Source organism: Paraburkholderia sejongensis (assembly GCF_020880815.1).
Taxonomy (GTDB): Bacteria; Pseudomonadota; Gammaproteobacteria; order Burkholderiales; family Burkholderiaceae; genus Paraburkholderia; species Paraburkholderia sejongensis.
The window spans coordinates 111742-135745 of sequence record NZ_JAJITD010000005.1; the positions used below are offsets into that span (position 1 = coordinate 111742).

The window sequence follows — 24004 nt, forward strand, 5'->3', positions numbered from 1 at the left end:
CAGGATCAACAGGAGGAGCGCCGATGTTTTCCCCGGGACACGCTGGAGCCAACGCATATGCACGCGTGGGTGTCGAGACGGCCGTGATGGGCGCAAGTCCGCATCGTCTCATCGTGTTGTTGTACCAGGGTGCGCGCCAGGCGATCGCCCAGGCGCGCATGCATCTGCAGCAGGGCAACGTGGCCGAGCGCGGAATGGCGATCAGCAAGGCGATCCGGATCGTCGAAAGCGGCTTGCAAAGCTCGCTCAATCTGGAAGTGGGCGGCGAAATCGCGGCGCGCCTGGACGCGCTGTACAGCTATATTTCGCGCCGTTTGCTCGAAGCGAATATCAGTCAGAGCGAGACGATGCTGGTCGAAGTGGACCGTCTGCTCGCGACCCTCGAAGAGGCATGGGTCGGGATCGCCCCGGAGGTCGCGCGGATGGCAGCCCAGCCAGCCGCGGAAAGCCTGAGATGACATCGAACGCAGAATATTTCGCCCGCTACGAGGCGCTCGCCGCGCTGTCCTGCCAGATGTTGGTGGCGGCCCGGCGCGCGCTGTGGAGCGAACTCGCCCATTTGCAGGACGAGTACCGGCAGCTGGTCGACGCGCTGCGCGAAGCCGACGACGGCGTGAAGCTCGACGAAACCGAGCGGCTGCGCAAGTACGCGCTGATCCGCCAGATTCTCGCCGACGACGCCGCGATCCGCGACCTCGCCAATCCGCGCATGGCGGCGCTGTCCGCGCTGTTCGCCGGCCGGCCGACGCGCGTGCTCAAGGAAATGTACGGCGCGCGCTGACCACAGAAATCAAGGCATCGGACGCATTGACGCCGATGCGTCCAGGGAACCGGCATGAACGCAATCGACTCGGTCGCCTCGGTGCTTTCGAGCCGGATCGACAGCCTGCTGAACATCGCGCCGGGCGCCGCGACCACCTCGCAAACCGGCGCGGCCGGCGTCGATACCGCACCGGCCAACGTCACCCCTAACACCACGCCCGCGGCGACTCCGTCTGCGCAGACCGCGCTGTCCGCGGTCGCGCTGACGCTCAATGCGATCGCCGCTTCGGGCGGCGACGCGACGCCCGCCGTGCTCGGCCAGACGCCGATCTGGCCGGCCGCGCCCGCGCTCGACGTGGCCGGCTCCGCGCCCGCGGCTTCCCCTGCTGCCTCCGCTCCCACCCCCAACGCTGCTACCGCAAACACAAACGCTAGCGCGACGTCCGCCGCCGCGCGCGTGGCCGCCGCCGAAGTGCCGGTCGCGGCGCTCGCGGCCGCGCTCGAACGCACGGTCGGCGACAGCGGGCTGTTCTACGAAGCGCACCTTGCCGCATGGCTGAGCGGGCAACGCACGCCGGCCGAACTCGCGGGCGAGCCGCAAAACCGCCTGGTCGCCGGCTCGCCAGCGCCGCCGGGGTGGAACGGCACAAGCGGCACGAGCGGCGATGCCGCCGCGCAGAGCGCCGGCGGCTGGCCGGGTCAGGCTGGCGCGCCGCCCGATGGCGCGTCGCGCGCGATGGCCGGCGGGAATGGCGGGAATGGCGCACAGAGTGGAGCGCCCGCTGCAACGCAAGCCGGCACGCCGAACGGGCCGCCGTCCGAAACCAATACTGGCGCGCACCCGCTACCGTCGATCCTGACCGCGCAGGCCGCGCGTCTTGCGGCCGGCGAACTGCTAGCCAGTTCGATGTCCGATCTGAGCGGGCCGGCGCCGCATCCGGGTCTGCACGGCGGCGCCGCGCCGGGCGCCGAGTCCGCTTCGTCGCAGAATGCGCAGGCGTTGGCGGCCGCGGTGCATCCGGCGACGGTGCCGCTGGTGCGCCAGCAACTCGATCTGCTGGCGACCGGGCAGTTTCGCTGGAGCGGCGAGGCGTGGCCCGGCGCGCGGCTCGACTGGACGGTCGAACAGGACGGCGACGAATGGGACCGCAGCGGCGGCGGCCTCGCGAGCGAAGACGATCAACCGTGGCGCACGCGCCTGACGCTGTCGCTGCCGACGCTCGGCACCGTCGACGCGGAACTGATCCTCACCGGCACGCGCCTGAGCGCGCGGGTGCAGGCGAGTCCGCAGGGCGCGGCGCGGCTCGCGACCCAGGGCGAGAGCTTTCGCCTGCGGCTGGCGGCGGCGGGACTCGACTTGCAGGGACTGACGATCAGGGAGATCGGCGGCGGCATGCCGGGCGCCGCGAGCGGCGCGGCGGCCAGCCAGGCGGCGTCCGCTTATGTGCGCTCGGCGAGCGCGGGTTCCGCCGCGTCCACGGCTGCCGGCGCGCGCCCCACGCCGGGCGGTTCGAGCCCCGCGCGCGACGACTTCGACTGGGAGATCTGATGAGCCGCACGCACCGCCGCAGCGCGGCCGCGCTCGTCTACGACGCTCACGGCGGCGACGCGGCGCCGCGCGTGGTCGCGAAGGGTTACGGGCTGCTCGCCGAGATGATCGTGCAGCGCGCGAAGGAAGCGGGCCTGTACGTGCACGAGGCGCCCGAGATGGTGTCGCTGCTGATGCAGGTCGATCTCGATGCGCGGATTCCGCCGCAGCTGTATCAGGCGGTCGCGGAACTACTCGCGTGGTTGCACCGGCTCGAAAGCGGCGCCGAGGACGCGCCGGCGCACGCTGCCGCCGGCAACGAAGCCGATGTGGTCGACGTGGTCGCCGTCGAGCGGCCCGGCAAGCGCTAACTTTCGAGCCGCGCCTGCTGGTTCACGACACCGTTATCGCAACGCCGCCGCGACCCGCCCCATTTCATCGATCCCGCTATCGAACAGCCGCACGAAGAACGGAATCATGTTCGGCAGCATCAGCTGCACGAGCAGCAGGCCGACCAGCATCGTCAGCGGAAAACCGATCTGGAACACGCCGATCTGCGGCGCCGCGCGATTCAGGATGCCGAGCGCGAGGTTCGCGATCAGCAGCGCGACGACCACCGGCAGCGACAGCAGCAGCCCCGCCGAGAAAATCGTCGCGCCCCAGCCGGCCAGCACCTGCCAGCCGTGCGGCGCGAGCAGGTTGGCCGTCACCGGCACCGACTGGAACGTCGTCACCAGCGCCGCCAGCATTTGCAGATGACCGTCGACCGCGAGAAACACCAGCGTCGCGATCGTCGTCATATAGCGCGAGATCACCACGCCCGAGCCGGTCGCCTGCTGGTCGAAGAAGGTCGCGAAGCCGAGCCCCATGCCCAGGCCAATGAAGTAGCCGGTCGCATCGATCGCCTGGAACACGATCTGCATCGTCACGCCGAGCGCGATGCCGATCAGGAACTGGTTGACCATGATCCACACGCCATCGGCGGAAAACACCGTGACCTGCGGCAGCGCGCCGATGGTCGGCGCGACGATGATGGTGGTGAACGCGGCCAGACCGATCTTCACGCGCGCGGGCATCGACGCGTTGCCGAACACCGGCGCGGTCGCGATCAGCGCGGCGATCCGCGCGAACGGCCACAGGAACGCGGTCAGCCACAGGTTCAGTTGCGCGTAGGTGACCGTGAACATCGCAAGGACGGCGAAGTAAAAGCGCGCGCGCTCAGTTGACCAGCGTCGGAATCGCGCTGAAGGTGTGGCGCAGATAGTCGAGCATCGTCGTCAGCATCCACGGGCCGGCGATCACCATCGTCGCGGCGATCGCGAGCAGCTTCGGGATGAACGACAGCGTCGATTCGTTGATCTGCGTCGCGGCCTGGAACAGGCTCACCACCAGACCGACCACCAGCGCGACCAGCAACAGCGGCGCGGCGAGGATCAGGCCGACGTACATGGCCTCGTGGGCCAGCGTCATCACTGCTTCGGGTGTCATCGTGAGTGCCTCGGAAATACGGTAAAGATCAGACGAAGCTCTGCGCGAGCGAGCCGAGCAGCAACTGCCAGCCGTCCACCAGCACGAACAGCATCAGCTTGAACGGCAGCGAAATCGTGGCCGGCGACACCATCATCATGCCCATCGACATCAGCACGCTCGCGACCACCATGTCGATGATCAGGAACGGAATGAAGATCGTGAAGCCGATCGTGAAGCCGGTCTTGAGTTCACTGGTCACGAACGACGGCACCAGCAGCGACAGCGGCACGTCTTCGGGGCCCTGCATCGGCGCCGCGTGCGAGATGCGCGCGAACAGCGCGAGATCGCTTTCGCGGGTCTGCCGCAGCATGAAGGTCTTGAACGGTGCGACGCCGCGCGCGACCGCCTGGTCCATCGTGATCGTGCCGTCGGAGAACGGCTTGTAGCCGTCGGTATAGGCCTTGTCGAGCACCGGCGCCATCACGAACAGCGTGAGAAACAGCGCGAGGCCGGTCAGCACCTGGTTCGGCGGCGTCGTGGTGGTGCCGAGCGCCTGGCGCAGCAGCGACAGCACGATGATGATGCGCGTGAAGCTGGTCATCATCAGCAGGATCGCCGGCAGGAACGACAGCATCGTGAGCAGCAGCATCGTCTGCACGCTCAGCGAGTAGGTGGTGCCGCCGTTCGGGCCGGGGCTCGTATGGAACGCCGGCAGGCCGGCGGTCTGCGCGAACGATACGTCCGGCAGCGCGAACAGCAGCGCGGCTAGCGCGAGCGGCACAAACCGCAGAAGCGGCAGCGCGCGCTGCAGCAGCGTGACGAAGCGGACGACCCGAACCTCGGGGCCGGTGCGCGCAACCGCGCGGTGGCCGTCGAACTGCATGAAACTGAACTGCATCACCGCTCCCCGCCGCCGTGCGCGTTGAAACGTTTGCCCACTTCGCCTTTCAGGGCGTCGCGAAAGCGTTGACCGAAACTGCCCGACAGCGGCGCGGCGTTACCCGCGACCGCTTCGGCCGCGACCGCGCCTGCCGGCATCGTGTGCAGGAGCCGCACGTTGCCGGGGGCCGCGCCGAGCACCAGCCACGTGTCGCCGATCTCGACCACCGCGACCCGCTCCTTGCCGCCGAGCGATGCGCCGCCGACCGTCTTCACGAGCCCGCCGCGCTGGCCGGACTGCACGCCGAAGCGGCGCGCGAGCCACGCGCAACCGAACACCAGCCCGATCACCACCGCGAGGCCGACCAGCGTTTGCAGCACCGCGCCGACGCCGAGCGCCGGAACCGCGCTGCCCGCGCCGACGCCCGAGGCGATCTGCGTCGCGTGATTGACCGCGTTCATATCGGCGGCAGCGGCGGCCGCCGGCGCCAGCAACGCGGCCGCGCCGAGCACGGCAGCCGGACACAGCGCGCAAACTACGCGTACAGCGCTTCCCGCGCCGAGCCGTTGCAACAGAAAAACATCGCGCGACGCAACGATCACGCCGCGACCGGCCACGCGTTTCATCGGTTCAGCTTCCGGATGCGTTCGGACGGCGTGATGATGTCGGTCAGCCGGATGCCGAACTTGTCGTTGACGACCACCACCTCGCCCTGCGCGATCAGGCAGCCGTTGACCAGCACGTCCATCGGCTCGCCGGCCATGCCGTCGAGTTCCACCACCGAGCCCTGCGCGAGTTGCAGCAGGTTGCGGATCGCGATCTTGGTGCGGCCGAGCTCGACCGTCATCTGGACCGGGATGTCCAGAATCATGTCGATGTCGTTGTGCGTCGTGGTCGGTTCGACCTTCGACAGCGGCTGGAACACGCCAGCGGCGGCCGGATTCACTTCGGCGTTGCCGTTCTGCTCGGCGAGCGCGCTCGCCCAGTCGGCCATCGCCGCCTCATCTTCCTCGGCGCTGATGCCGCCGGCAGGCAGTTCCGCTTCGGCGCTTGCGTTCAGGTCACTCATATCCACCTTCCTTCATCGTGTCGGCTGCGCTGATCATCTTCTGGACCCGCAACGCGTATTGACCATTAAAAATTCCGTAGCCGCATTCCATCACCGGCACCCCGTCCACTTTGGCGGTGATCTTCTCGGGGATGTTGATCGGCAGAACATCGCCCTTGCGCATGTTCAGGATCTGTTCGAACGTGACCGGCACCTCGGCGAGGTCGGCGGTCAGTTGGACTTCGGCCGCCTGCACCTGCTGCGACAGCACCCGCACCCAGCGGCGGTCGACGTCCATCGCCTCGCCCTGGATCGGCGAGGACAGCACGTCGCGGATCGGCTCGATCATCGAGTACGGCATGCAGATATGCAGCGTGCCGCCGGTCGAGCCGAACTCGATCGAGAACTGCGTGACGATGACGATTTCGTTCGGCGTCGCGACGTTGGCGAACTGCGTGTGCATCTCCGAGCGCACGTATTCGAACGCCAGCGGCCGCACGCTTTTCCACGACGCGGCGTAGTGCTCGAACGTCAGGTTCAGCAGCTTCATGATGATGCGCTGCTCGGTCTGCGTGAAATCGCGCCCTTCGACCCGCGTATGAAACCGGCCGTCGCCGCCGAACAGGTTGTCGACCACGAAGAACACCAGGTTCGGGTCGAACACGAACAGCGAGGTGCCGCGCAGCGGCTTCACGTGGACCAGGTTCAGGTTGGTCGGGATCGGCAGGTTGCGGGTGAATTCGCTGTACTTCTGCACCTTCACCGGGCCGACGGAAATTTCCGCCGAGCGCCGCATGAAGTTGAAGATGCCCACGCGCAGCAGGCGCGCGAAACGGTCGTTGATGATTTCGAGGCCGGGCATCCGGCCGCGGACGATCCGCTCCTGCGTCGCGATGTTGTACGGCCGTATCCCGGCGCGTTCGCTCTGTTCGGTTTCGGTGTCGGATTCGCCGGTGACGCCCTTGAGCAGGGCATCGACCTCCTCCTGGGACATGAACTCTTCGTGGCCCATCGGTTATTCCTCGTGCGTCCCTTGGCGGTTGATGAATGCAGCGCTAGACAAGGTCACGTCACTGCACGACGAATTCGGTGAACAGCACGTCCTGCACGCGGATCGGCGCGGAGCCTTTGTCGCCCGGCTGGCTGATCAGCGTTTTCAGTTCGTCGGCGAGCGCGCGCTTGCCGTCGAGCGGCGCGAGCTCTTCCGGATGCTTGTTCGACAGCGCGAGCAGGATGCGGCTGCGCACTTCGGGCATGTGATCGGTCAGTTCCTGCTGGGTCGCGGCGTCGCCGAGCTTGAGCGTCAGGCCGATGCGCAGGAAATGCTGCGCGCCGTCGTCCGACTGCAGGTTGACGGTCATCGATTCGAGCGGGAAAAACAGCGGCACGGCCGGCGGCAGCGATGCGGCTTCGACGCTCGCGGCGCTGTGCACGCGTTTGGACATGAAGAACCACACGCCGGCACCGGCGGCGCCCGCGGCGATCAGCGCGATCAGAACGATCAGGATGATGCGTTTCAACGGGCCCGGCGACGCGGGCGCGGCTTGCTGGGGAGCGGTCGTGGTTGCCATAGTGTTGCTATTGCTAGCCTTTAGTCAGGGTTACGGTGATTGTTGTTGATCTGGACGCGCGGCGATGGCTCGAACAGAAGGGTTATTGCGGGCTATCTCCGGTTTTTGCGCGCGCCGGCACGGGCGCGGGCGCGGCCGGACGCAAAAAAGCCGGCTCGCGCCGGCTTTCCGATCGACTGACGATGGCCCGCGATCAGTTCAGGTACTGGAACAGCGACAGGCCCTGGACTTTCACGAACGCCTGTTGCGACGCCGACAACGCGGCCTGCTCCATCGTGTACTTGCTGATCGTCGTGACCATGTTGGTCTCGGTCAGATCCGACAGGTCGCTCGCGTTTTGCAGCGAGTTGGTCTGCGTGACCGTCTGCAGCGCCTTCACTTCCTGCTCGCGCCCGCCGACCGACGCCTGCACCGTCGTCACGTTGGCGAGCGTGTTCGAGAGCTGCGACAGGCCCTTGTTCAGCGCGTTCTGCAAAGTCGCGACGGCCGCCTGACTGCCCTGCACCGGCTGCTGAAGCGCGGAGATCATGTCGTTCAGGTTGGCGAACACGTCGGTGCCCGCCTGCTTCGCCGGCTGCACCGAGAAGCCGTCGCCGGCGGCCGGGGTGCCGGTGATCGCCACCGTCTGCCCGCCCATCGTGATGTTGGCGCCCTCGGTATAGGGTTGCGCGCTGCCCGCCACGCCGGTGGTGGTGTCGGTGATCGTGTAGCTCAGCGTCGAACCGCTGCCGCTGAACGCGATCTGGTACGAGTGAGCATTGGCCGCATTGGTCGGATCGTTGACCGTCACCGCGCCGATCACGCCGGTGCCGGTGTTGGCCGAATTGCCGCTCGCGACCGGTTGGGCATTGACCGAGCCGGCGCTCAGGAACACTGCTGCGCCGTTGTCGCTGGTCGCTACCTGGTTGGTGTCGGTGACCTGCACGGTGCGGGTGCCGGTGTCGCCCGAATACACCACGGCGCCGCTCGCGTCGGTGGTGAACGCCTGCTTCGCGTTCTGAAAGCCCGAGAACAGCGAATTGCCGTTGCTGTCGGTCGCATTCGCGTAGGTCAGCAGCTGGTCGCGCAGGGTCGTCAATTGCGTCGCGATCGCGGAACGGTCCGCGTCGTTGAGCGAGCCGTCGCCGGCGCGAATGCCCAGCGTGTTGATGCTATTGAGCGTGGTGATCACGCTGCCGAGCGTCGAGTCTTCCGCCTGCAGCGACGACAGCGCGGCGCCCTGGTTGGTCGTGTACTGCGACAGCGCGGTCGCCGTCGAGCTGAGCTGCACGGCCTGCGCCGCGCCGAGCGGATTGTCCGCCGGCGTGGTCAGGCTCTTGCCGCTGGAAATCTGCTGGTAGATGTTCGACAGCTGAGCCTGTTGGTCGCTCATCGTCGACACGTTCATGCTGAAATACTGCGCGCTGGAAATTCGCATGATTGAACGCCTTACGAGAAGATGCCGAGCAATGTCTGGAACAGCGTCTGCGCGGTCTGAATGACCTTGCTGTTGGCCTGATAAAGCTGCTGGTACTGAAGCAGGTTCGCTGCTTCTTCATTGAGGTTGACGCCCGACACCGACTGCTGGGCGGACGTGATCTGCGTGACCAGCGTGCTTTGCGCGGTCGCGGAGGTCGAGATCTGCGACGCCTGGTTGCCGATCTGGTTCACGTAGGACGCGTACGCGGTGGTCAGCGTCGAGGTGCCGCCGCCCAGCACTTTCGCCGAGGTCAGGTTCGACAGTAGTTGCGCGTTGCGCCCGTCGGTGGTCGCGCCGGTGTTGGGCCCGATCGTGAAGGTGTCGCCGTCGGCCGGCGCGCCGCTCAGCGTGACCGTCACGTTGTTCATCACGCCGGCATTGGTCGAATTGCCCGGGTTGGTAATGGTCAGCGTCGCGCCGCTGCTCGCCGAGTACGGCACCACGTCGGTCAAGGAGCCGATCGGGTAAGAGGTGGACGGCGAACCGGCCACCGTCACCACCGTGCCGGGCGGGAAGCCGCTCAGGCCGGAGCCGGCGGTATAGGTGATGGTCGAGCTGCTGGTCGGCGCGCTGTAGCCGGCGCTGACCGTGCCCTGCGTGATTTTTGCGCTGCCGGTGTTCGACGCCGACGCCGACGCGAGCACCGGCGCGGCCGCGGCGATCGCCGATGGGGACGTGGCGCTGAGCGCGAAGCCGTTGAGCGCGCCGCGGGTCGGCTGCACCGAGAACGAGTCGCCGGCCTTCAACGAGCCGCTCGCCACCGAGAACTGCAGGCCGCCGATCGGCTTGTTCAGATTCTGCGCGGCGCCGACGATGCTGCCGGTCGCGTTGTCGGTCAGCGTGTAGTTGGTGCCGTCGTACGACAGCGTGTAGTCGCCGGTGGTCGGCTGGGTCGCGTCGGCGAAAGAAACGCCGAGTGTCGCCGTGCCGGTGTTCTGCGAATTCGCGTAGACGGTCGGCGTGCCGACGGTAAACAGCGCGCCGCCGGCGCTGCCCGTCAGCGTCAGGCCGAGTGCGTTCTGCTGGTTCACCTGCGCGGCGAAGCTGGTCGCGATCGCGCCCAGTTGCGCTTCGGCCGGGTCGAGCGTCTGTGAGCGAAATTGCAGCAGGCCGCCGAGCGTGCCGCCGGATACCGCGGTGTCGGACAGCGTCTGCGGGGTCTGCACGGCCTTCGAGCCGGCCTGGCCGAGGTAGGTCACCGACAGCTCGCTCGGATCGCCCGACGAAGTTTGGGTGCCCAGGTTGTAGCTGTTGCCCGACAGCACGAGCGGCTGGCCGTTCGACATGAACAGGCTGTAGCTGCCGTTGTCCTGCACGACCGACACGCCGACCAGTTGCGACAGTTGCGAGACCGCCTGGTCGCGCGCGTCGAGCAGCTGGTTCGGCGGCTGGCCCTGCGCGCTTGCCTGGGTGATCTGGGTGTTCAGCGACGCGATCTGCGCGGTGTAGGTGTTGATCTGCGTGACCGCGTTGGTCAGCTGCGTGTTGACGCTCGCGCGCAGCGAGTCGTACTGGGCGCCGGCCGCGTTGATCTGGTTCGCGAGGGTCTGCGCGTCGCTGATCGCGGTCTGCCGCGTCGAGACGTCCGATGCGTTGTTCGCGACGTTCTGCAGGCCGGTGAAGAAGCTGCCGATCGCGCTCGCAATCCCCGCGGTCGGGCTGCCGACCAGGTTATTGAGCTGCGTGATCATCGTGTTGTACGTGCTGAGCGCGCTGCCCGCCGACTGCGCGTTGTTCAGCTGGGTCGCCAGATACTGGCTGTACTGGCGCTGCACGGTGTCGGTCGACACGCCCATCGGCAGATAGCCGGAGCCGGTGTAGCTGCCGCTCGTCTCCGAGTACACGACGGTTTCCATCGAATAGCCGGGGGTCGACGAGTTGCTGATGTTCTCGCCGGTGGTCGTCAAACCCCATTGGGCCGCGTTCAGTCCGCTAAGGCCGATAGACAAGAGATTGCTGGACATGCGTCATCCTGAAGGGCGGTCGTGCAGTGCTGCCGCCGCGTTGCTGGAATATTCCGTTTAACGGCCCGCGGCAGGAAAAATTAAGGCCCGCCGCCCCTGCGTCGACCGCTGCCGCGCGGGCGGTGCAACGTTTGCTTCGTCGGGCAAAGGCGCGGCACCCGCCGCGGCCGCGGCGCGTGCCTGCGCCGGCTTAACGCACCAGTGAGCGGCGCTTCATTTCGAGCTGCGTGATCAGTCTTTGCAGCGTGTTTTCCGCGCTGCCGGGCAACGTGAGGAAGCGAAAGCCGAGCTGATAGCGCTGCGTGCCGTTCGGCATCGCCAGCGAGCGGTGCGACACCAGCTGCAGATCGAGCGACAGCCGCCCGAGCGCGCCCAGGATCAGTTCGCAGTCGAGCAGGCGCGTGCCCATCGGCAGTTCGGCGACGCGCTCGTCGGCGGTGCGCATGCCGACCCCGCCCAGCGACAGGTCGTGCACCTCGAAGCGGAACGGGTCGCCCTCGGGCAGACGGCCGGTGCACATGAACGGATCGAGAATCGGCGCGCTCACGCGGAAGTACTCGCGGCGCTGCACGTAGAACAGCACTTCGGGGAAGTCGGCCTCGAACGCGGGCAGACCTTCGAAGCGGGTCTCGCGCGGCGTCGCGGTCGCGAACTCGACGCGCACGCCGTCGGGCGACGCGTGGAACTGGCAGCGCGGCGCGCTGAGCAGGCCCCGGTTCTGATCGGACAGCGCGCCCCAATCGAAGGTGAAGGTACGCTCGCGCACGTCGACGTCGAGCAGTCGCGTGACGAGCTGACCGCCCGCGTATTCGACCGTGAGGAAATCGCCGCGATTGACGAGATTGCGCAACTGCACGCCGATCTCGAGCGGGTTGCGGCGGCCGAAGTCGGGGACGCTTTCGTTTTGCGGGACGTGCGGCTGGCCGCGCAGGTCGGCCTGGCCGTTCGACTGGTTCATATTCATGAGCTTGCCGGTTTGCTTGTTCTTGCGGGCGAGTGCCGCAGCCGGACCGGGACATTGACGCTCTGCCGGGTAGCCGCGACCCACGCGTTCGACCGGACCTTACAGCGCTATTCCGGTATCGGGTCTACTTCGTTAGCGGCAGCATCGCGGCAAAATTTAGGGATTTTCACTAAATATTTGCCGCGGATTTTGCGCAAACGTTAAAAACCCCGCGTCGCCGATACGCCCATGGCCGGCATCCGCGCTCAACCCAGTTTCTGCATGATCGACATCAGCTTTTTCGCGTAATGCGGGTCGGTCGCATAACCGGCGCGCTGCATTCCGTGCGCGAAGCCGTTCACGTCGCGCGACGAATTGATCACCTGCGCGTAACGCGGATTGCCCTTGAGCAGACTCGCGTAATCGTTCATCGCCTCCTCGTACGAGTCGTACGAGCGGAATTTCTCGACCGTGCGCTGCGGCTTGCCGTTCACGTATTCGGTCGTGACCGTCGAGACGGTCTTGCCGGTCCAGTCGCCGCCCGCCTTGATGCCGAACACGTTGTGACTCGTGGAGCCGTCGGCCTTCTTGATCTCGCTCTTGCCCCAGCCCGATTCGAGCGCGGCCTGACCGATGATGAAGCGCGCCGGAATGCCGGTCGCGGCGCTCGCGGCCTGGGCCGGCGCGGCCAGCTTGTCGACAAACGCATCGACCTTCGACGAGCTGCCGTCGCCGCGCAGCGGCGGGGTCAGCGCGCTATTGGCCGAGTAGCCCTTGCCGAGCGCGAGTTGGCCGTTGGCCTGCGCATTGCCGTAGGCGCGCGCGAGCGCGTTCAGCGCGGCGCTCTGCCCTTCGTTGCCGCCGCCGGCGCCGCCGAGCGCGTTGGCCATCCCGGCCAGACCGCCCGCCGCGCCGCCGTTCGCGCCGCTCACCTGCATCCCCTGATTGCGCATCAGCTGCTTGAGCATCGCATCGGCGACGCCGATGCCCTTCTTCGACAGCTGCTGCGCCATCTGCTGATCCATCATCGACGTGAAAGTCGCGCTGTCGTGCGAATCGAACGGCCCGTCCTGCGGCGTCGCATCGCGCATGCTTTTGAGCATCATCTGCGTGAAGACCGCGTCGAACTGCTGCGCGGCCATCTTCATGCCGGCCTGCGGCGATGCCTTGGCCTGTGCGCTGAGCGCGCCGAAACCCTGCACGTCGAGCGCGAAGCGGCTGGACAGGTCGCTGCCCGCGGTGAGGGCCTTGCTGGTATCCGCATTCATCTGCTGGACTCCTTAGATGATTTCCAGGTCGGCGCGCAATGCACCGGCCGCTTTCATGGCTTGCAGGATCGACATCAGATCCGCGGGCGTGGCGCCCAGCGCGTTGAGCGCCTTCACCACTTCGGCGAGGTTCGCGCCGGCGTTGACCATCTTCAGCGCGCCGTTGTCCTGCTTCATCTGGATCTGCGACTGCTGCGCGACCACCGTCTGGCCGTTCGAGAACGCGCCGGGCTGGCTCACCACCGGCTGCGTGTTGATCACCACCGACAGATTGCCGTGCGCGACCGCGCAGCTTTGCAGCGTGACCATCTGGTTCATCACGATCGAGCCGGTGCGCGCGTTCAGGATCACTTTCGCGGCCGCCTGGCCGGGTCGCACGTCGAGGTTCTGCAACTGCGCCATGAACGCGACCTGCTGCTGCGGATCGGCCGGCGCGCGCAACTGGATCGTGCGGCCGTCGAGCGCGGTCGCGGTGCCGCTGCCGAACGCGTTGTCGATCGCGGCGACCACCCGCTGGGTGGTGTCGTAGTCCATGTCGTTCAGATCGAGCTGCATCGTGCCGGCCTGCGAGACCGCGGTCGGCACCGCACGTTCGACGATCGCGCCGGCGGTGATGCGCCCGGCCGCGAGCTGGTTCACCTGCACCTTGCTGCCGTTGGCGCTCGCGCCGGCGCCGCCGACCGCGACGTTGCCCTGGCCGAGCGCATACACCTGGCCGTCGGCGCCCTTGAGCGGCGTGAGCAGCAGCGTGCCGCCGCGCAGGCTCTTCGCGTTGCCGAGCGACGACACGGTCAGATCGATCTGTTCGCCGGGCCGCGCGAACGGCGGCAGCACCGCCGTCACCATCACCGCGGCGACGTTCTTCAGCTGGATGTTCGACAGCGACGATTGCGAGTTGCTGGAGCCGGCCGCCTGGTTGTTGATCGAGATGCCCAGGTTCGCCAGCATGTTGGCGAGCGTCTGGGTGGTGAACGGCGTCTGGGTGGTCTGGTCGCCGGTGCCGTCGAGGCCGACCACGAGGCCGTAGCCGATCAGCGGGTTGTCGCGCACGCCCTGGATCTGCGCGAGGTCCTTCAGACGTTCGGCGTGCGCGGGCGCGGCGAGCGGCAGCGCCGCGCAGGCGAGCGCCGTGAGCAGCAACGCGCGGCCCGCGCGCGACACGGTGTTGAGCAAAGTAGCCATCGTCACCACGGCGCCACGTTGAGGAAGAAGCGTTGCAGCCAGCCCATGTTCTGCGCTTCGTCTATGTAACCCTTGGCCGAATACTCGATTTTCGCGTCGGCGACCTGGGTCGAGTACACCGCGTTCAGACTCGAAATCGTGTTCGGATTGACGACGCCGGAGAAGCGCACGAACTCGTTGCCCTGATTGATCAGCATCTGCTTCTCGCCGCTCACGACCAGGTTGCCGTTCGCCTGCACGCCGGTCACCGTGACGGTGATCGTGCCGTTGAAGGTGTTCGACGCGTTGGCGCCGCCGGTGCCGGCAAAGCCGTTGGCGCCGGTCGCGCTCAGGTTGGTCTTCGCGAACAGGCCGCCGAGAAAGCCGGCGGTCGGCACGTCGAAGGCGGTGTTGCCCTTGCGGTTCGCGTTCGCGCCCGAGCTCTTGGTCGCGTTGATGTTCTCGGCAATCACGATCGTGATGATGTCGCCGACGTTGCGCGGACGCTGGTCTTCGAACAGCGGCCGGCCCGCGTAGCCCGGGTTGTAGATCGAGCCCGGCGCCTGCGCCTGCGGCGGCACCGGCGGCTGCGCGATCATCGGCTGCTGGACGATCGGCTGTTTCGGCACCAGCGCGCAGCCGCCGAGCGCGGCGGCCAGCGTCGCGACCAGCGCGAGCTGCGCGAGCGCGTGGCCGGTGCGCGAATGAACCGGAGTACGAGTGGAGTGCGACATCATCATTTACCGCCTTTATTCCCGGGCCTCAAACCTGCATCTGACTCAAGGTCTGCAGCATCTGGTCGGAGGTCGTCACGGCCTTGCTGTTGATTTCGTACGCGCGCTGGGTCTGGATCATGTTGACCAGTTCCTGCACCACGTTCACGTTCGACGCTTCCACGTAGCCCTGATTGAGCGTGCCGGCGCCGTTCAGGCCCGGCTGCGCGACGTTCGGCGCGCCCGACGAAGCGGTTTCCGCGAACAGGTTTTCGCCCTTCGCGTCGAGGCCGGCCGGGTTGATGAAGGTCGCGATCTGCATCGTGCCGAGCTGCTGCGTGTTGCTCGAACCGGCCACCGTGATCGACACCGCGCCGTCGCTGCCGATCGTCAGCGAAGTCGCGTTGGTCGGAATCGTGATCGCCGGGATCACCTGGTAGCCGCTCGAGGTCACGAGCTGGCCCTGCGCGTTGGTCTGGAACGAGCCGTCGCGGGTGTACGCGGTGGTGCCGTCGGGCATCTGCACCTGGAAGAAGCCCGCGCCGTTGATCGCGACGTCTTTCGAGTTGCCGGTCTGCTGCAGGTTGCCCTGGGTGTACAGACGTTCGGTCGCGACCTGCTGCACGCCGGTGCCGAGCTGGATGCCGGACGGCAGTTCGGTCTGTTGCGTCGAGTTCGCGCCGGGCTGGCGGATGGTCTGGTACAGCAGATCCTCGAACACCGCGCGCGAGCCCTTGAAGCCGTTGGTGCTGACGTTCGCGAGGTTGTTCGAGATCACGTCCATCTGCGCCTGTTGCGCGTTCATGCCGGTGGCGGCGATGTAGAGAGAGCGGTTCACTATGGTTCTCCATTTGCGGGCGCGGCGCGCTCGTGCGCTTGCCGCGGCCCGGTGGCAATTCGTTAGCTGAAGCTGAGCAGCTGGTTGGCGGACTGATCGTTCTTGTCGGCGTTTTGCAGCATCTGCGTCTGCATCTGGAACTGCCGCGCGTTGGTGATCATCGACACCATCGCGGCGACCGGATTGACGTTGCTGCCTTCGAGCGACGCCGGTGCGAGCGTGACGGCCGGATCGGCGTCGGCGGGGTTGCCGTCGGCGGTCCTGAACAGGCCATCGTCGCCGCGCTTGAGCGACTGCGGATCGGGGTTCACCAGCTTCAGCTGATCGACGGTGACGACCGCCGTGGGCGGATCGCCGGGCGTCAGCGCGGACACCGTGCCGTCCTTGCCGATCGTGATCTGCGCGCCCGGCGGCACCGACACCGGCCCGCCGTTGCCGAGCACGACCTGGTTGGTCGCGTTCACCAGCTGGCCGTTCTGATCGACGTGCAGGTTGCCGGCGCGGGTGTAGGCCTCGTTGCCGTCGGCGGTCTGCACCGCCAGCCAGCCCGGGCCCTGGATCGCCACGTCGAGCGGATTGCCGGTCTGCTGGATCGGCCCGGGCGTGTAGTCCGCGCCCGGCGTCGACGACAGCACGAAGGTGCGGGTGGTGTCGTCGTTGATCGAGCTGCCGTCGCCGAACGCCAGCGGCACGGCGCGGAAAGTCTCGAGCTGCGCGCGAAAGCCCGTGGTCGATGCGTTCGCGAGATTGTTCGCGACGATCGCCTGTTGTTCGAGCGCCTGCGTGCTGCCCGACATCGCGGTGTAGATCAGCCGATCCATGAGAGGGTCCCGTTGGCTTACAGATTGATCAGCGTCTGGTCGACGGTCTGCTGCGTCTTGATCGTCTGCGCGTTCGCCTGATAGTTGCGCTGCGCGGTGATCAGGTTCACGAGCTCGCTGGTCAGATCGACGTTCGAGTTTTCGACCGCGCCGCCTTGCAGCACGCCGTGATTGGTCGAACCCGGCGCCGAGATCTGCGCGACGCCCGACGCCGAGGTCTGGCCGTACTGGTTGTTGCCCAGATCGACGAGACCGTTCTGGTTCGAGAAGTTCGCCAGCACGATCTGGCCGAGCGCGGCGGTCTGGCCGTTCGAGTAGTTGCCGGTCAGCGTGCCGTCCGAGCCGACCGTGAAGCTGGTCAGCTGGCCCGCCGCGTAGCCGTCGGTCGACAGGCTGTTTACGCCGTCCTTGCCGCCGTACTGGGTGGTGCCGGCGAGGCTCAGCGTGATGTTCTGCGGGGTCGACGAGCCGTCGCTGGTCGGGATCGACACGGTGAACGCGCCGAGCGTCGAGGTCGCGACGCCGTTCGCGTCGGTCGTGCTGACGAGCGTGCCCGACGAATTGAAGTTGGCGGTGCCGACCAGCGATGCGGTGCCGGTCGAGGTGCCCGCATACACGTTCCACGTGCCGGCCGCGGTCTTCGCGAAGTACATGTTGACCGTCTGCGAGCCGCCGAGCGTGTCGTACGCGGTGGTGCTGGTCGAATAGTTGTAGGTCGTCGAGCTGGCCTGGTTGAAGGCGGTCGGATTCGGCGCGATCGTATAGCTGTCGTTGGCCGCCGGCGTGCCGCTGAACGTGATGCTCTGGCCGTTGCCGAGCGCGATCGCGGTGCCCGCCGTGAAGGTGCCGGTGACCGGCGTGGAGTTCGGGTACGTCGTGTCCTGCACCGAGTAGCCGCCGGCGCCGTCGAACGTGATCTTGTAGCTGTCGGTGTTGGTGCCCGCGCTCGCATCCGTGATCGTCGCGCCGGTCGTGTTCAGCGATCCGGTGTTGCCGGTGCCCTTCGTCACGGTCGGCGCGCCGAGCATCAGCGCGTCCTGCGCGTTCAGGTTCAGGCCCGCGCTGATCTTGGTGGTGGCGGTCGGCGCGATGTTCGCGGTCGGCACCTTCAACGGCACGGTCTGCGCGGTGTTGATGACGCCCGCGCTGTTGGCCGCGTAGCCCATCAGATCGAGACCCTGCGCATTGGTGATATAGCCGTTCTTGTCGAGCTGGAACACGCCGTTGCGCGAATAGGTCAACGTGCCGTTGTTCGACATCTGGAAGAAGCCGTTGCCGTTGATCGCGACGTTCAACGCCTGGTTGGTCGTGGCCAGCGTGCCTTGCGAGAACTGCTGCTGCACTTCCGCGAGCTGCGTGCCGATACCGATCTGCTGGCTCGTCGCGGTTGCGACGGAATTCGCGTACATGTCGGCGAATTCGGCGGTGCCGCTCTTGAAGCCGACCGTGTTCGCGTTGGCGATGTTGTTGCCGATCACGTCGAGATCGCTCGACGACGCCGACAAACCGCTCAATCCTTGCTGATAACCCATGAGGTACTCCGTATCTGGAAAGTCGTGACTTGTTTGCTGTGGCCGCGCCGCGTCAGAGGATCGCGGCGACGCTGGTCAGGTCGACGGTCGAGCCGTTCGACAGCACGAGGCCCGCGCTGCCGCTCGCCTGCTGCACGACGCCCTGGACGGTCGCGCCGACCAGCGTGCTGGCGGTCGCCGCCGCGCCGTTGATCGTGCCGGTCGCGGTGATCGTGTAGGTGCCGTCGGCGAGCGTGTTGCCGGCCGAGTCGGTCGGCGTCCAGCTGACCGGAATCGTGCCGGCCGACTGCTTGCCGAGGTCGAGCGTATTGACGATCGTGCCGGCCGAGTTCTTCACGACGACCTGCAGGTCGCTCACCGAATTCGCGAGCGATACGCCGAATTCGCCGGTCTTGCCGCTTGCCACCGAGATCGAGCTGCCGGGCGCGAGCACGGTCGAGCCGATCAGCAGCGCGGCCTGCGACTGCTGGCCGGCGGCGAGCTGGGTCGACAGCGAGCTGAGCGACGTGTTCAGCTGGCTGATGCCCTGCACGGTGCTGATCTGCGCGAGCTGCGAAGTCATCTGCGAGCTGTCCATCGGATTGGTCGGGTCCTGGTTCTTCAATTGCGCGACCAGCAGTTGCAGGAAGGTGTTCTGCAGGTCGGTGGGCGAGGTGCCCGACGAGCCGCTCGAACTCGTCGAGCTGCCGGTGCCGTTCATCGTGTCGAGCAGCGTCTGCGAAACGGTCGTGCCGCTGCTGCCGATGGTGGTGCTGGTGGTCAAGGCGAGTCTCCTCAGGTTCCGATCGTGAGCGTTTTCAGCATCAGCGTTTTGGCGGTGTTCAGCGTTTCGACGTTGGCCTGATACGAGCGCGAAGCCGAGATCATGTTGACCATCTCCTGCACCGGATCGACGTTCGGCAGCGTCACGTAGCCGTTCGCGTCGGCGGCCGGATTGCCGGGCTCGTACGCGGTCTTCATCGGCGACGGATCGTCGATCACGCCGGTGACCTGCACTCCGCCGACCTGTTGGCCCGAGCCCGAGCGCGCGCCGCCGAGCGGGTTCACCGCGAACACGACCTGCTTGGCCTTGTACGGCTGACCGTCCGGGCCGGTCGTGCTGTCCGCGTTGGCGAGATTCGACGCCGTCACGTTGAGCCGCTGCGATTGCGCCGACATCGCGGAGCCTGCAACACCAAAAATATTCATCAGGGATGGCATGTTTCCTGACCTCTCCTGCCGGTTCGCACCGGCTTTGCGTTAAGTCCCGTAGCGGTTTGTTCGGGTGTTTCGTGCTTGTTCGTGCTTTCGTGCGCGGCGCGGGCCTAGCTACCCGAGGTGATCGCCGAAAGCATCGTCTTGATCTGGTTCGACACGGCCGTCATCCCCGATTCGAAGTGCAGCGTGTTGTCCGCGAACTGCACGCGCTCGGTGTCGACGTCGACGGTGTTGCCGTCGAGCGCGGGCTGCGTCGGAATCCGGTATTTCAGGGTGCCGTAGTCGTCGGGGCTGCCGCCCGTCGCGCTCAGCGTGGTCTTGCCGCTCATGTGACCCGGCTCGGTCGCGCTCATCGACATTCCGCTCGTCACGCCGGCCGGTTTCGTCAGCGCCAGCGGCGAGCTGTTCGACGCGCCCTGGCCGGCGCTGCTGCCGCCGCTCTTTTTCAGCGCGCCCGCGAGCGACGACGCGAAGTCGACGTCGCGTGCCTTGTAGCCGGGCGTGTCGGCGTTCGCGATATTCGACGACAGCAGTTCCTGTCGATACGCGCGCACATCCATCGCCTGGCGGCCGAATGCGAATTCGGCATCGAGTTTGTCCAGCATAGAAATCTCCCGAGAACGTTCCCGAGGCCTTTCGATGCATGCGTCACGCGAAGTGCGCGGCGGGCGGAAAGGCCTTTTTGCATGAGGTGCATCTTATGGGCCGGGCGCAAGCGGCAATCGGACGAATAACCGGGAAAGGGGGCTTCTATTCGACGTTTGTCCGCGGGGGCCGCTCTCTAGAATGCAAGGCGTACCGATGCCTTCGATGGAGAACCGTAATGAGCCAGTCCACTTCCGTGTTGCCGCCGCGTGCGAACCGCACTGCCGTGCGTCGCGTGGGTGGCCTGGGCGGCCTCGTTGACGTTGGTGGCGTTGGTGGCGTTGGTGGCGTTGGTGGCGTTGGTGGCGTTGGTGGCGTCACGCTGGCGCGGCGCGCGGGGCGCGCGGCCGTGCGTCGTGGCGGGCGCTTCGTCGCGCGAGTGGCGACGCGGCTGATCGTCAACGTCGCGGTGTGGGTCGCGGGCGGGATCGTGCTGGTGCCGGCGACGAGCCAGGCGCAGGACAGCGGCGGCCCGATCGTGATCGCCGGCCCGGCCGAACAGAATCCCGCCGCGTTGAACGACCTCGCGCAACGGATTCAGAGCCCGGCGCAGAGTCGCGCGTCGGCGGCCTCGCTGGCGGCGGCGACCGCGCAATCGATCGGCCGCGCGCCGGCCGCGCGCGACGCCGATCCGTTCACGCGCGCGGCCAATGCGAGCGGCGCGATCGTGATTGCCGGCGCGGGCGATACCGCTGCCGCGCCCGCCGCGCCGACGATGATCCGCACCAGTTTCAAACCGGACGCGAACGGCGTCGTGACGATTCCGGCGCCAGTTAATACGGGAGCAGCGGCTGGAGCGGCCGCGGTTGCGCGGGTGAATGTCGAAGCGGGCGCGCGGGCGGTGACACCGGTGGTGGTCGCGCCGGCTGCGAATAATCCGGGCGATGCGAACGCCCGCCCGGTGGCCGCTAATCCACCGCGCGGCACTGACGCGAACAGCATCGACAGCCTCGCATCGCGTGGCGAGCCGCCTCAATTCGGCGCGAACGGCAAGCCGCTCGCGAACGCGGCGGCGGCGCAGGCGCGCGCCGCGTCGCTCGCCAGAACGGCGCCGCTCGCCGCGCGTCAGAACACGCCGGCGCCGGCCGCGCCGCAAAGAACTCCGCAAACCGGTGCGCCCGCGCCGGCCGCCGCGCAAGCCGCACCGCTGCCCGGTCAGCAGGACCCCGAAGCAATTCACACCGCCGCGCTCGCGTTCCTGCAACTGCAGGCCGCCGGCCTGCCCGGCAAGGTCGAGATCACCGTCGCGCCGGCGTTTCCGCGCGGCCTCGCCGCATGCACCGCGCTTGAACCGTTTCTGCCGAGCGGCGCGCGCCTGTGGGGCCGTCTGACGATCGGCGTGCGCTGCGCGGGCGAGCGCCCGTGGACCCTTTATCTGCAGGCGCGCATCGCGCTGCACGCCACTTACTACCTCGCGTCTCGCGCGATGGCGCCCGGCGAAGTGCTGAGCGCCGCCGACCTCGTCGCGCGCGAAGGCGACCTGAGCGGCCTGCCGCAGGCGATCGTCACCGATCCGTCGCAGGCGGTCGGCTCGGTGTCGCTGGTGCGGATCGCGAGCGGGATGCCGCTGCGGCGCGACATGCTGCGCAGCGCGTCGGCGGTCACTTTCGGCCAGACCGTGCGGGTCGTGGCGGCCGGCGACGGCTTCTCGATCTCGTCCGAAGGCAGCGCGATGAACAACGCGGCGCCGGGTCAGCAGGTGCGCGTGAAGACCGCGAATGGTCAGATCATCTCCGGCGTCGTCAAGGATGGCGGCACGGTCGAGATCCAGATGTGAACGGAGTCACGGTGAAAGTCGCGGAGAACACGGCTTTGAAGGGGCCGGATGGCCACGCGAACGCGGGCCGGGCAGTGCACGATTGCGCTAAAGTTTTGATCAACGCTTGCCGTTATCAGAATCAAATCGTTCAGGAAGCCCATCGTGAAAGTCGATTCCAACAGCTCTTCGAATCTGCCGACGTTGAAAGACGCCGTGTCCCGCACCCAGCAGGGCGGCGATGCCACGCCGGCGAGCAGCGCCACGCAGGGCGCAAGCACGGCCGCGACGGCCACCGGCAACGCCGCGGGCGACGCGAGCGTGAGCCTGTCGGGTCTGTCGCAGCATCTGCGCAGCCTCGCGGCGACCGGTGCGGCCGACATCGACACGGCGCACGTCGAGTCGATCAAGCAGGCGATCAAGGACGGCACGTTGCAGATCGACTCCGGCAAGATCGCCGATGGCGTGCTGCAGACGGCGCGCGACCTGTTGCAGAACAAATCCTCGTCGAACGGCAACTGACCCGCACTTCGCGGCGCGGTGAGGTGCCGGGCGACGGTCACCCCACCCGGCTCGCGCGATGTGCGAGCCGCCGCGCGTAGCGAGTTGCCGACATGAAAGACGCTCTGGTTGCCACCCTGGTCGAGGAATATTCGACCGTCGAGGCGTTCGCCTCCATCCTCACCCTCGAAACGAAGGCACTGACCGCGCTGTCGCCGCTGGAGCAGTTGCCCGGGATCGTCGAAAAGAAAACCGCGCTGATCGGCGTGCTCGCGAAACTCGAAGCCGCGCGCGACGCGCAACTGGCCGAACTAGGCTTTCCGGCCGGCAGGTCCGGCATGGAACTCGCGGCGAGCAGCGACGCGCGTATCGCGACGCAATGGGATCTGCTGCAGAAAGCGGCCGAGCGCGCGCGGCGCGTGAATACCAACAACGGCGAGCTGATCCGCGTGCGGATGGATTACAACCAGCGCGCGTTGCAGGCGCTGCAGGTCAATGTGCCGCGCAAGACCAATTTCTATGGGCCCGATGGGCGGGTGCCGGCGCAGTCGGGGTTGTGATGGTGGGGCTCCGGTCGGGCCCTGCGCTCAGTGCGGTCGCCCGGCATCGATCCAGGCCTGCGTCGCGGTTAGTGTCAGCCGATATCGCGCGCAATTGAACACCTCCAGCTTCTTTAGCTCGTCGAGCAACATGGCCTGAAACCCGGGCGCCTGATCCTCGGTGAGCCCCAATTCCATCACCGCGGCCTGCGCGGATATCCTGTCGCGAACCACGAGGCCGATGGCTTCGCTCAAATGCTCCCGGTAGCGCAATCTCAACGGATTCGGGGCGCTCATCGACTCCAGCACGACGGCATATTTCCTGATCGAGCGCCGATAGGTCCAGGCGAACAGGTCCACCGCGCGAGATACATCCAGAAATTCGTACACGCCCAGCACTGCCTTCGCGTAGTCGCGTGGATCGACGTCCAGAAAGGACAGCGGCGAGCAGTTATAGAGCATCAGCGGGATGTTCGCCGCGAGGCGGCTGGTGCGCTTGTTGCCACCCTCGAACGGCTGCAGATAAGCGAGATTCACCCACAGGAAGAAGGCAGCCTCGACCGGATTCTTGGTGAGCCTGGCCTTGGCCAGGATGGTCTCCAGCATGCCCTCGAGCAGTGCCGGCACTTGCGTGGGCACGTAGACCGTATCGCTGATGTTGACCACCTTCTTGCGAATCGCACCTAGCGCATCGGTGTCGGCAAGCAGGTCCTGCATCAGCACCGCATGCAGGTTGCGGACGAGCGGTATCGACAGGCCCTGCAACGGAACCGCCTCAACCAGGAACTCGATGGCCGTTTTGTGGTTGAGCAGCATGACCGCGTCGGTATCGCTGCCGGCGGTCCCTCGCCGGAACAATTCCTCGGTCGCGAGCAAGGTATAGCGGTTGCCCTCCAGACGGGACGACGACCAGGACAAGTCGATCAGCAACTGTTCCAGCACTTTGCGCGCATAGGTCCCCGCCGGCTGCTGCTCGTGCAGGCGGCCCTCGCGATAGAGCTCTTCGGCCAGATCGGGCGGCATCAGCGAGCTCTGATTGGGCACGTAGTTTTCGACGAATTCGCGGCGGTAGGTAACCGGCTCGCGCGCCCCCAGAGGCAGGTCGAGTTTCCGGCCCAGTTCAACGGCGGCGGGCGACCAGACCGGACTCGGGACAGTGGGAGATTCTTCAGTGGCGGCAGCCTGGCCGGCGCTCGCGCTCTCGGTCAACCGGTAGCGGGTGGCTCGGGCCTGACCGATGCGTACGAGTTGCCCGCTCGCACACAACGCATCCAGGTGACGGCGGACGGTGGCGGAACTGCCGTGCGTCGCACGGACCACCTCGCTCGACGAAACCTCGTGGCGACCGGCTTCGGCGAGGCGTTGGATTGCGACAAGGACAGTCGCTGGACTCAGGTTGCTCATTTAT

27 protein-coding genes are annotated in these 24004 nt (G+C 66.9%); 7 read left to right on the forward strand and 20 right to left on the reverse strand.

Annotation, left to right across the window (positions count from 1 at the left end; genetic code table 11):
* Window positions 1–23: 23 nt before the first annotated feature.
* From fliS to LJ656_RS11385, 4 genes are read left to right on the forward strand one after another with little or no spacing between them, the layout of a single operon-like run.
* Entirely contained in the window at window positions 24–458 is a 435-nt protein-coding gene (fliS, locus tag LJ656_RS11370) for a flagellar export chaperone FliS (RefSeq protein ID WP_230509524.1), read from the forward strand.
* Window positions 455–781 carry a flagellar protein FliT gene (locus LJ656_RS11375; protein WP_230509525.1) on the forward strand — a complete coding sequence of 109 codons (327 nt, stop codon included), beginning with the start codon at window positions 455–457 and terminating at the stop codon, window positions 779–781. Before fliS ends, LJ656_RS11375 begins: the two co-directional genes overlap by 4 nt.
* Window positions 782–835: 54 nt before the next feature.
* Window positions 836–2311 (forward strand): flagellar hook-length control protein FliK, encoded by a 1476-nt coding sequence (gene fliK, locus LJ656_RS11380; protein ID WP_230509526.1) that lies wholly within the window; start codon window positions 836–838, stop codon window positions 2309–2311.
* Window positions 2311–2661 carry an EscU/YscU/HrcU family type III secretion system export apparatus switch protein gene (locus LJ656_RS11385; RefSeq protein ID WP_230509527.1) on the forward strand — a complete coding sequence of 117 codons (351 nt, stop codon included), beginning with the start codon at window positions 2311–2313 and terminating at the stop codon, window positions 2659–2661. Before fliK ends, LJ656_RS11385 begins: the two co-directional genes overlap by 1 nt.
* Window positions 2662–2694: 33 nt before the next feature.
* On the opposite strand, the gene fliR is transcribed toward LJ656_RS11385, so the two are convergent.
* From fliR to flgB, 19 genes are all read right to left on the reverse strand, one after another.
* Window positions 2695–3477, reverse strand: a complete 783-nt coding sequence (gene fliR, locus LJ656_RS11390) for a flagellar biosynthetic protein FliR (protein ID WP_230509528.1) — start codon at window positions 3475–3477, stop codon at window positions 2695–2697.
* 31 nt (window positions 3478–3508) lie between these two features.
* Window positions 3509–3778: a flagellar biosynthesis protein FliQ gene (gene fliQ, locus LJ656_RS11395; protein WP_230509529.1), complete on the reverse strand. Its 270-nt coding sequence runs from the start codon at window positions 3776–3778 to the stop codon at window positions 3509–3511.
* Between the two features lie 28 nt (window positions 3779–3806).
* Entirely contained in the window at window positions 3807–4658 is an 852-nt protein-coding gene (fliP, locus tag LJ656_RS11400; RefSeq protein ID WP_425605922.1) for a flagellar type III secretion system pore protein FliP, read from the reverse strand.
* Window positions 4658–5266, reverse strand: a complete 609-nt coding sequence (fliO, locus tag LJ656_RS11405; protein WP_230509530.1) for a flagellar biosynthetic protein FliO — start codon at window positions 5264–5266, stop codon at window positions 4658–4660. The genes fliP and fliO overlap by 1 nt, the downstream gene beginning before the upstream one ends.
* Entirely contained in the window at window positions 5263–5709 is a 447-nt protein-coding gene (gene fliN, locus LJ656_RS11410; RefSeq protein ID WP_230509531.1) for a flagellar motor switch protein FliN, read from the reverse strand. The genes fliO and fliN overlap by 4 nt, the downstream gene beginning before the upstream one ends.
* Window positions 5702–6700 (reverse strand): flagellar motor switch protein FliM, encoded by a 999-nt coding sequence (fliM, locus tag LJ656_RS11415; RefSeq protein ID WP_230509532.1) that lies wholly within the window; start codon window positions 6698–6700, stop codon window positions 5702–5704. The genes fliN and fliM overlap by 8 nt, the downstream gene beginning before the upstream one ends.
* 58 nt (window positions 6701–6758) lie before the next feature.
* Entirely contained in the window at window positions 6759–7259 is a 501-nt protein-coding gene (gene fliL, locus LJ656_RS11420; RefSeq protein ID WP_230509533.1) for a flagellar basal body-associated protein FliL, read from the reverse strand.
* A gap of 193 nt (window positions 7260–7452) precedes the next feature.
* Entirely contained in the window at window positions 7453–8676 is a 1224-nt protein-coding gene (flgL, locus tag LJ656_RS11425; protein ID WP_230509534.1) for a flagellar hook-associated protein FlgL, read from the reverse strand.
* Between the two features lie 11 nt (window positions 8677–8687).
* A complete protein-coding gene (flgK, locus tag LJ656_RS11430; RefSeq protein WP_230509535.1) occupies window positions 8688–10682 on the reverse strand; it encodes a flagellar hook-associated protein FlgK in 1995 nt (664 codons plus the stop codon).
* Between the two features lie 190 nt (window positions 10683–10872).
* Complete coding sequence (locus LJ656_RS11435; RefSeq protein ID WP_230509536.1) at window positions 10873–11646, reverse strand: flagellar brake protein; 774 nt, start codon at window positions 11644–11646, stop codon at window positions 10873–10875.
* Between the two features lie 245 nt (window positions 11647–11891).
* Window positions 11892–12893, reverse strand: coding sequence for a flagellar assembly peptidoglycan hydrolase FlgJ (gene flgJ, locus LJ656_RS11440; protein WP_230509537.1), 1002 nt, complete (start codon window positions 12891–12893; stop codon window positions 11892–11894).
* Between the two features lie 12 nt (window positions 12894–12905).
* The gene (locus tag LJ656_RS11445; RefSeq protein ID WP_230509538.1) at window positions 12906–14075 is read right to left on the reverse strand and encodes a flagellar basal body P-ring protein FlgI; all 1170 of its coding nucleotides are present in this window, start codon (window positions 14073–14075) and stop codon (window positions 12906–12908) included.
* A gap of 2 nt (window positions 14076–14077) precedes the next feature.
* Window positions 14078–14788 (reverse strand): flagellar basal body L-ring protein FlgH, encoded by a 711-nt coding sequence (flgH, locus tag LJ656_RS11450; RefSeq protein WP_230509799.1) that lies wholly within the window; start codon window positions 14786–14788, stop codon window positions 14078–14080.
* Between the two features lie 28 nt (window positions 14789–14816).
* The gene (gene flgG / locus LJ656_RS11455) at window positions 14817–15605 is read right to left on the reverse strand and encodes a flagellar basal-body rod protein FlgG (RefSeq protein WP_075303397.1); all 789 of its coding nucleotides are present in this window, start codon (window positions 15603–15605) and stop codon (window positions 14817–14819) included.
* Window positions 15606–15667: 62 nt separating this feature from the next.
* Window positions 15668–16426, reverse strand: coding sequence for a flagellar basal-body rod protein FlgF (gene flgF, locus LJ656_RS11460; RefSeq protein ID WP_230509539.1), 759 nt, complete (start codon window positions 16424–16426; stop codon window positions 15668–15670).
* 17 nt (window positions 16427–16443) lie between these two features.
* Window positions 16444–17958, reverse strand: a complete 1515-nt coding sequence (locus LJ656_RS11465) for a flagellar hook protein FlgE (protein ID WP_230509540.1) — start codon at window positions 17956–17958, stop codon at window positions 16444–16446.
* Window positions 17959–18010: 52 nt separating this feature from the next.
* Window positions 18011–18721, reverse strand: a complete 711-nt coding sequence (locus tag LJ656_RS11470) for a flagellar hook assembly protein FlgD (RefSeq protein WP_230509541.1) — start codon at window positions 18719–18721, stop codon at window positions 18011–18013.
* 11 nt (window positions 18722–18732) lie between these two features.
* On the reverse strand, window positions 18733–19158 hold the full coding sequence (gene flgC / locus LJ656_RS11475) for a flagellar basal body rod protein FlgC (protein ID WP_075303401.1): 426 nt from the start codon (window positions 19156–19158) through the stop codon (window positions 18733–18735).
* Between the two features lie 104 nt (window positions 19159–19262).
* Window positions 19263–19760, reverse strand: a complete 498-nt coding sequence (flgB, locus tag LJ656_RS11480) for a flagellar basal body rod protein FlgB (protein WP_230509542.1) — start codon at window positions 19758–19760, stop codon at window positions 19263–19265.
* 218 nt (window positions 19761–19978) lie between these two features.
* On the opposite strand from flgB, the gene flgA reads away from it, so the two are divergent.
* The 3 genes from flgA (at window position 19979) to LJ656_RS11495 (ending at window position 22617) form a co-directional block, all read left to right on the forward strand.
* Window positions 19979–21577, forward strand: a complete 1599-nt coding sequence (gene flgA, locus LJ656_RS11485; RefSeq protein ID WP_230509543.1) for a flagellar basal body P-ring formation chaperone FlgA — start codon at window positions 19979–19981, stop codon at window positions 21575–21577.
* A 144-nt stretch (window positions 21578–21721) separates the two neighbouring features.
* Window positions 21722–22078: a flagellar biosynthesis anti-sigma factor FlgM gene (gene flgM, locus LJ656_RS11490; protein WP_230509544.1), complete on the forward strand. Its 357-nt coding sequence runs from the start codon at window positions 21722–21724 to the stop codon at window positions 22076–22078.
* Between the two features lie 92 nt (window positions 22079–22170).
* Window positions 22171–22617: a flagella synthesis protein FlgN gene (locus tag LJ656_RS11495; protein ID WP_230509545.1), complete on the forward strand. Its 447-nt coding sequence runs from the start codon at window positions 22171–22173 to the stop codon at window positions 22615–22617.
* 27 nt (window positions 22618–22644) lie between these two features.
* Here LJ656_RS11495 and LJ656_RS11500 read toward each other — a convergent pair whose 3' ends face one another.
* Window positions 22645–24000, reverse strand: a complete 1356-nt coding sequence (locus tag LJ656_RS11500; RefSeq protein ID WP_230509546.1) for a Fic family protein — start codon at window positions 23998–24000, stop codon at window positions 22645–22647.
* Window positions 24001–24004 lie beyond the last annotated feature (4 nt).

What these genes read in the sequence shown, in the direction of transcription:
- LJ656_RS11445 (WP_230509538.1), bottom strand. Translation starts at nt 14,075, where the DNA reads ATGGCTACTTTGCTCAACACCGTGTCGCGCGCGGGCCGCGCGTTGCTG.
- flgL (WP_230509534.1), bottom strand. Translation starts at nt 8,676, where the DNA reads ATGCGAATTTCCAGCGCGCAGTATTTCAGCATGAACGTGTCGACGATG.
- LJ656_RS11495 (WP_230509545.1), top strand. Translation starts at nt 22,171, where the DNA reads ATGAAAGACGCTCTGGTTGCCACCCTGGTCGAGGAATATTCGACCGTC.
- flgB (WP_230509542.1), bottom strand. Translation starts at nt 19,760, where the DNA reads ATGCTGGACAAACTCGATGCCGAATTCGCATTCGGCCGCCAGGCGATG.
- flgJ (WP_230509537.1), bottom strand. Translation starts at nt 12,893, where the DNA reads ATGAATGCGGATACCAGCAAGGCCCTCACCGCGGGCAGCGACCTGTCC.
- flgC (WP_075303401.1), bottom strand. Translation starts at nt 19,158, where the DNA reads ATGCCATCCCTGATGAATATTTTTGGTGTTGCAGGCTCCGCGATGTCG.
- fliK (WP_230509526.1), top strand. Translation starts at nt 836, where the DNA reads ATGAACGCAATCGACTCGGTCGCCTCGGTGCTTTCGAGCCGGATCGAC.
- fliP (WP_425605922.1), bottom strand. Translation starts at nt 4,658, where the DNA reads ATGCAGTTCAGTTTCATGCAGTTCGACGGCCACCGCGCGGTTGCGCGC.
- flgH (WP_230509799.1), bottom strand. Translation starts at nt 14,788, where the DNA reads ATGTCGCACTCCACTCGTACTCCGGTTCATTCGCGCACCGGCCACGCG.
- fliL (WP_230509533.1), bottom strand. Translation starts at nt 7,259, where the DNA reads ATGGCAACCACGACCGCTCCCCAGCAAGCCGCGCCCGCGTCGCCGGGC.
- LJ656_RS11385 (WP_230509527.1), top strand. Translation starts at nt 2,311, where the DNA reads ATGAGCCGCACGCACCGCCGCAGCGCGGCCGCGCTCGTCTACGACGCT.
- LJ656_RS11375 (WP_230509525.1), top strand. Translation starts at nt 455, where the DNA reads ATGACATCGAACGCAGAATATTTCGCCCGCTACGAGGCGCTCGCCGCG.
- LJ656_RS11500 (WP_230509546.1), bottom strand. Translation starts at nt 24,000, where the DNA reads ATGAGCAACCTGAGTCCAGCGACTGTCCTTGTCGCAATCCAACGCCTC.
- flgK (WP_230509535.1), bottom strand. Translation starts at nt 10,682, where the DNA reads ATGTCCAGCAATCTCTTGTCTATCGGCCTTAGCGGACTGAACGCGGCC.
- flgA (WP_230509543.1), top strand. Translation starts at nt 19,979, where the DNA reads ATGAGCCAGTCCACTTCCGTGTTGCCGCCGCGTGCGAACCGCACTGCC.
- LJ656_RS11435 (WP_230509536.1), bottom strand. Translation starts at nt 11,646, where the DNA reads ATGAATATGAACCAGTCGAACGGCCAGGCCGACCTGCGCGGCCAGCCG.
- fliR (WP_230509528.1), bottom strand. Translation starts at nt 3,477, where the DNA reads ATGTTCACGGTCACCTACGCGCAACTGAACCTGTGGCTGACCGCGTTC.
- fliO (WP_230509530.1), bottom strand. Translation starts at nt 5,266, where the DNA reads ATGAAACGCGTGGCCGGTCGCGGCGTGATCGTTGCGTCGCGCGATGTT.
- fliQ (WP_230509529.1), bottom strand. Translation starts at nt 3,778, where the DNA reads ATGACACCCGAAGCAGTGATGACGCTGGCCCACGAGGCCATGTACGTC.
- fliM (WP_230509532.1), bottom strand. Translation starts at nt 6,700, where the DNA reads ATGGGCCACGAAGAGTTCATGTCCCAGGAGGAGGTCGATGCCCTGCTC.
- fliS (WP_230509524.1), top strand. Translation starts at nt 24, where the DNA reads ATGTTTTCCCCGGGACACGCTGGAGCCAACGCATATGCACGCGTGGGT.
- fliN (WP_230509531.1), bottom strand. Translation starts at nt 5,709, where the DNA reads ATGAGTGACCTGAACGCAAGCGCCGAAGCGGAACTGCCTGCCGGCGGC.
- flgF (WP_230509539.1), bottom strand. Translation starts at nt 16,426, where the DNA reads ATGGATCGGCTGATCTACACCGCGATGTCGGGCAGCACGCAGGCGCTC.
- LJ656_RS11465 (WP_230509540.1), bottom strand. Translation starts at nt 17,958, where the DNA reads ATGGGTTATCAGCAAGGATTGAGCGGTTTGTCGGCGTCGTCGAGCGAT.